Here is a 5,373-nt window from a genome sequence, read left to right on the forward strand (position 1 = left end):
GGGGTTGGCAATGGATGAAGTCAGCAATGAATTTGTCTCTTTGGTCAGCATCAAACTCGCTGCGTCACCGTTTTCCCGGTGGGGTATGCATTTCTTTTTTACGGAGAGTTTGATCCTGGCTCAGGATGAACGCTGGCGGCGTGCTTAACACATGCAAGTCGAACGGTGAACACGGAGCTTGCTCTGTGGGATCAGTGGCGAACGGGTGAGTAACACGTGAGCAACCTGCCCCTGACTCTGGGATAAGCGCTGGAAACGGCGTCTAATACTGGATATGTGACGTGACCGCATGGTCTGCGTCTGGAAAGAATTTCGGTTGGGGATGGGCTCGCGGCCTATCAGCTTGTTGGTGAGGTAATGGCTCACCAAGGCGTCGACGGGTAGCCGGCCTGAGAGGGTGACCGGCCACACTGGGACTGAGACACGGCCCAGACTCCTACGGGAGGCAGCAGTGGGGAATATTGCACAATGGGCGCAAGCCTGATGCAGCAACGCCGCGTGAGGGACGACGGCCTTCGGGTTGTAAACCTCTTTTAGCAGGGAAGAAGCGAAAGTGACGGTACCTGCAGAAAAAGCGCCGGCTAACTACGTGCCAGCAGCCGCGGTAATACGTAGGGCGCAAGCGTTATCCGGAATTATTGGGCGTAAAGAGCTCGTAGGCGGTTTGTCGCGTCTGCTGTGAAATCCGGAGGCTCAACCTCCGGCCTGCAGTGGGTACGGGCAGACTAGAGTGCGGTAGGGGAGATTGGAATTCCTGGTGTAGCGGTGGAATGCGCAGATATCAGGAGGAACACCGATGGCGAAGGCAGATCTCTGGGCCGTAACTGACGCTGAGGAGCGAAAGGGTGGGGAGCAAACAGGCTTAGATACCCTGGTAGTCCACCCCGTAAACGTTGGGAACTAGTTGTGGGGTCCATTCCACGGATTCCGTGACGCAGCTAACGCATTAAGTTCCCCGCCTGGGGAGTACGGCCGCAAGGCTAAAACTCAAAGGAATTGACGGGGACCCGCACAAGCGGCGGAGCATGCGGATTAATTCGATGCAACGCGAAGAACCTTACCAAGGCTTGACATATACGAGAACGGGCCAGAAATGGTCAACTCTTTGGACACTCGTAAACAGGTGGTGCATGGTTGTCGTCAGCTCGTGTCGTGAGATGTTGGGTTAAGTCCCGCAACGAGCGCAACCCTCGTTCTATGTTGCCAGCACGTAATGGTGGGAACTCATGGGATACTGCCGGGGTCAACTCGGAGGAAGGTGGGGATGACGTCAAATCATCATGCCCCTTATGTCTTGGGCTTCACGCATGCTACAATGGCCGGTACAAAGGGCTGCAATACCGCGAGGTGGAGCGAATCCCAAAAAGCCGGTCCCAGTTCGGATTGAGGTCTGCAACTCGACCTCATGAAGTCGGAGTCGCTAGTAATCGCAGATCAGCAACGCTGCGGTGAATACGTTCCCGGGTCTTGTACACACCGCCCGTCAAGTCATGAAAGTCGGTAACACCTGAAGCCGGTGGCCTAACCCTTGTGGAGGGAGCCGTCGAAGGTGGGATCGGTAATTAGGACTAAGTCGTAACAAGGTAGCCGTACCGGAAGGTGCGGCTGGATCACCTCCTTTCTAAGGAGCATCTGACACTTTCGGGTGTCCAGAACCCAGATCGAGAACGTTCGTTTCTCGCTGGGAGCTCATGGGTGGAACATTTGACATGGTGCGAAGGATGTTGTTCTTCTCTAGTACGCCACTTCGGTGGTTGGAACGGGGAGGGTGGCGGATGTCGCACCTGCACGCTGTTGGGTCCTGAGGGACCGGATGCGGATCTTTCGGGATCTGGTCTGAACCTCTGGGCCTCTTTCTGTTTCCCCCGTGTGGGGTTGTGGATAGGGGCACCGCCCGTACTTTGAGAACTACACAGTGGACGCGAGCATCTTGCAGCTGGCTTCGGTCAGTTGCACAAGATGATCTTAAAGATCATTAGTCAATTTCAGATTCCATCTTCGGATGGGGTCGAGTTTTTGATTCAAACTCATGTGATTTCAAGTCTTTAAGAGCAAACGGTGGATGCCTTGGCATCTGGAGCCGAAGAAGGACGTAGCAATCTGCGATAAGCCTCGGGGAACTGATAAGCAAGTTTTGATCCGAGGGTGTCCGAATGGGGAAACCCCGCTGGGCGGCGTGCCGACCTAGTGACTCCCGCCTGAATATATAGGGCGGGTAGAGGGAACGTGGGGAAGTGAAACATCTCAGTACCCACAGGAAGAGAAAGCAACCGCGATTCCGTTAGTAGTGGCGAGCGAAACCGGAACAGGCTAAACCTAGCGTGTGTGATAGCCGGCAGGCGTTGCACGTTGGGGGTTGTGGGACTTTTCAGTCATCTCTGCCGAGGTGGCGGCGTTACAAGAAGGTATAGACGAACGGTCTTGAAAGGCCGGTCATAGAGGGTGCCAACCCCGTAGTCGAAATGCCTCTCTTGGCGCGAAGAGTATCCCAAGTAGCACGGGGCCCGTGAAATCCCGTGTGAATCTGTCAGGACCACCTGATAAGCCTAAATACTCCCAGATGACCGATAGCGGACAAGTACCGTGAGGGAAAGGTGAAAAGTACCCCGGGAGGGGAGTGAAATAGTACCTGAAACCGTTTGCTTACAAACCGTTGGAGCCTCCTTAGTAGGGGTGACAGCGTGCCTTTTGAAGAATGAGCCTGCGAGTTAGCGATATGTGGCGAGGTTAACCCGTGTGGGGTAGCCGTAGCGAAAGCGAGTCTGAATAGGGCGATTCAGTCGCATGTCCTAGACCCGAAGCGAAGTGATCTATCCATGGCCAGGTTGAAGCGACGGTAAGACGTCGTGGAGGACCGAACCCACTTAGGTTGAAAACTGAGGGGATGAGCTGTGGATAGGGGTGAAAGGCCAATCAAACTTCGTGATAGCTGGTTCTCTCCGAAATGCATTTAGGTGCAGCGTTGCGTGTTTCTTGCCGGAGGTAGAGCTACTGGATGGCCGATGGGCCCTACAAGGTTACTGACGTCAGCCAAACTCCGAATGCCGGTAAGTGAGAGCGCAGCAGTGAGACTGTGGGGGATAAGCTTCATAGTCGAGAGGGAAACAACCCAGACCACCAACTAAGGTCCCAAAGCGCGTGCTAAGTGGGAAAGGATGTGGAGTTGCCTTGACAACCAGGAGGTTGGCTTAGAAGCAGCCACCCTTGAAAGAGTGCGTAATAGCTCACTGGTCAAGTGATTCCGCGCCGACAATGTAACGGGGCTCAAGCACGCCACCGAAGTTGTGGCATTGACATTATTGGTAGGCCTTCGTGGTCCAGCCGTGTTGATGGGTAGGAGAGCGTCGTGTGGCCAGCGAAGCGGCGGTGTAAACCAGCCGTGGAGGCTACACGAGTGAGAATGCAGGCATGAGTAGCGAATGACGTGTGAGAAACACGTCCTCCGAAAGACCAAGGGTTCCAGGGTCAAGCTAATCTTCCCTGGGTAAGTCGGGACCTAAGGCGAGGCCGACAGGCGTAGTCGATGGACAACGGGTTGATATTCCCGTACCGGCGAAGAACCGCCCAAGCTAATCCAGTAGTGCTAAGTGTCTGAATCCCAGTGACTGATCCCTTCGGGGTGACGCTCTGGGCCTAGCGCACGACCCCATTCTGGTGCGGTTAGCGTATTAACAGGTGTGACGCAGGAAGGTAGCCCAAGCCAGGCGATGGTTGTCCTGGTGCAAGTGCGTAGGCCGAGTCGTAGGCAAATCCGCGATTCACATAGGCTGAGACACGATGCGGATAAAAAGTGGGTGATCCTATGCTGCCAAGAAAAGCATCGACGCGAGGTTCTAGCCGCCCGTACCCCAAACCGACTCAGGTGGTCAGGTAGAGAATACCAAGGAGATCGAGAGAATCGTGGTTAAGGAACTCGGCAAAATGCCCCCGTAACTTCGGGAGAAGGGGGGCCTTCGGCGTATAGGGATTTACTCCCGAAAGCGTTTGGAGGCCGCAGAGACTAGTGGGTAGCGACTGTTTACTAAAAACACAGGTCCGTGCCAAGTCGCAAGACGATGTATACGGACTGACGCCTGCCCGGTGCTGGAAGGTTAAGAGGACCGGTTAGCCGCAAGGCGAAGCTGAGAATTTAAGCCCCAGTAAACGGCGGTGGTAACTATAACCATCCTAAGGTAGCGAAATTCCTTGTCGGGTAAGTTCCGACCTGCACGAATGGCGTAACGACTTCCCAACTGTCTCAACCGCGAACTCGGCGAAATTGCATTACGAGTAAAGATGCTCGTTACGCGCAGCAGGACGGAAAGACCCCGTGACCTTTACTACAGCTTGGTATTGGTGTTCGGTGTGGCTTGTGTAGGATAGGTGGGAGACTTTGAAGCATGGACGCTAGTTCGTGTGGAGTCATTGTTGAAATACCACTCTGGTCACTCTGGATATCTAACTTCGAACCGTAATCCGGTTCAGGGACAGTGCCTGGTGGGTAGTTTAACTGGGGCGGTTGCCTCCCAAAAAGTAACGGAGGCGCCCAAAGGTTCCCTCAACCTGGTTGGCAATCAGGTGTCGAGTGTAAGTGCACAAGGGAGCTTGACTGTGAGACTGACAGGTCGAGCAGGGACGAAAGTCGGGACTAGTGATCCGGCAGTGGCTTGTGGAAGCGCTGTCGCTCAACGGATAAAAGGTACCTCGGGGATAACAGGCTGATCTTGCCCAAGAGTCCATATCGACGGCATGGTTTGGCACCTCGATGTCGGCTCGTCGCATCCTGGGGCTGGAGTAGGTCCCAAGGGTTGGGCTGTTCGCCCATTAAAGCGGTACGCGAGCTGGGTTTAGAACGTCGTGAGACAGTTCGGTCCCTATCCGCTGCGCGCGTAGGAAATTTGAGAGGATCTGACCCTAGTACGAGAGGACCGGGTTGGACGAACCTCTGGTGTGTCAGTTGTTCCGCCAGGAGCACCGCTGATTAGCTACGTTCGGGATGGATAACCGCTGAAAGCATCTAAGCGGGAAGCCGGCCTCAAGATGAGATTTCCATACCTTCGGGTGAGAGGCTCCCAGCCAGACTACTGGGTTGATAGGCCAGATGTGGAAGTGCAGTAATGCATGCAGCTGACTGGTACTAATAAGCCGATGACTTGATAACACACCGTTTGTTGGTGCTACGCGTCCACTGAGTGGTTCTCGATGTACGGTCGAGAACCGCATAACAACAATGACTTTGTTATGTGTTTGATTGAAACATCAATAGTGTTTCGGCGGCCATAGCGTGAGGGAAACGCCCGGTTACATTCCGAACCCGGAAGCTAAGCCTCACAGCGCCGATGGTACTGCAGGGGGGACCCTGTGGGAGAGTAGGACACCGCCGGACTCCTTTTA

General features: G+C 54.6%; 3 rRNA genes. All 3 read left to right on the plus strand.

What is annotated here, in order from left to right:
• Positions 1-97: 97 nt before the first annotated feature.
• The 3 genes from MicroSTF_RS19185 (at position 98) to rrf (ending at position 5,365) form a co-directional block, all read left to right on the plus strand.
• Positions 98-1,621 (plus strand): 16S ribosomal RNA (locus MicroSTF_RS19185).
• A gap of 414 nt (positions 1,622-2,035) precedes the next feature.
• Positions 2,036-5,140, plus strand: a 23S ribosomal RNA gene (locus tag MicroSTF_RS19190).
• Between the two features lie 108 nt (positions 5,141-5,248).
• Positions 5,249-5,365: ribosomal RNA gene (rrf, locus tag MicroSTF_RS19195) — 5S ribosomal RNA — on the plus strand.
• The 16S, 23S and 5S rRNA genes sit together here, the layout of an rRNA operon.
• Positions 5,366-5,373 lie beyond the last annotated feature (8 nt).

This window comes from Microbacterium sp. STF-2 (genome assembly GCF_034650155.1).
In the GTDB taxonomy this organism is placed as follows: Bacteria; Actinomycetota; Actinomycetes; order Actinomycetales; family Microbacteriaceae; genus Microbacterium; species Microbacterium maritypicum_A.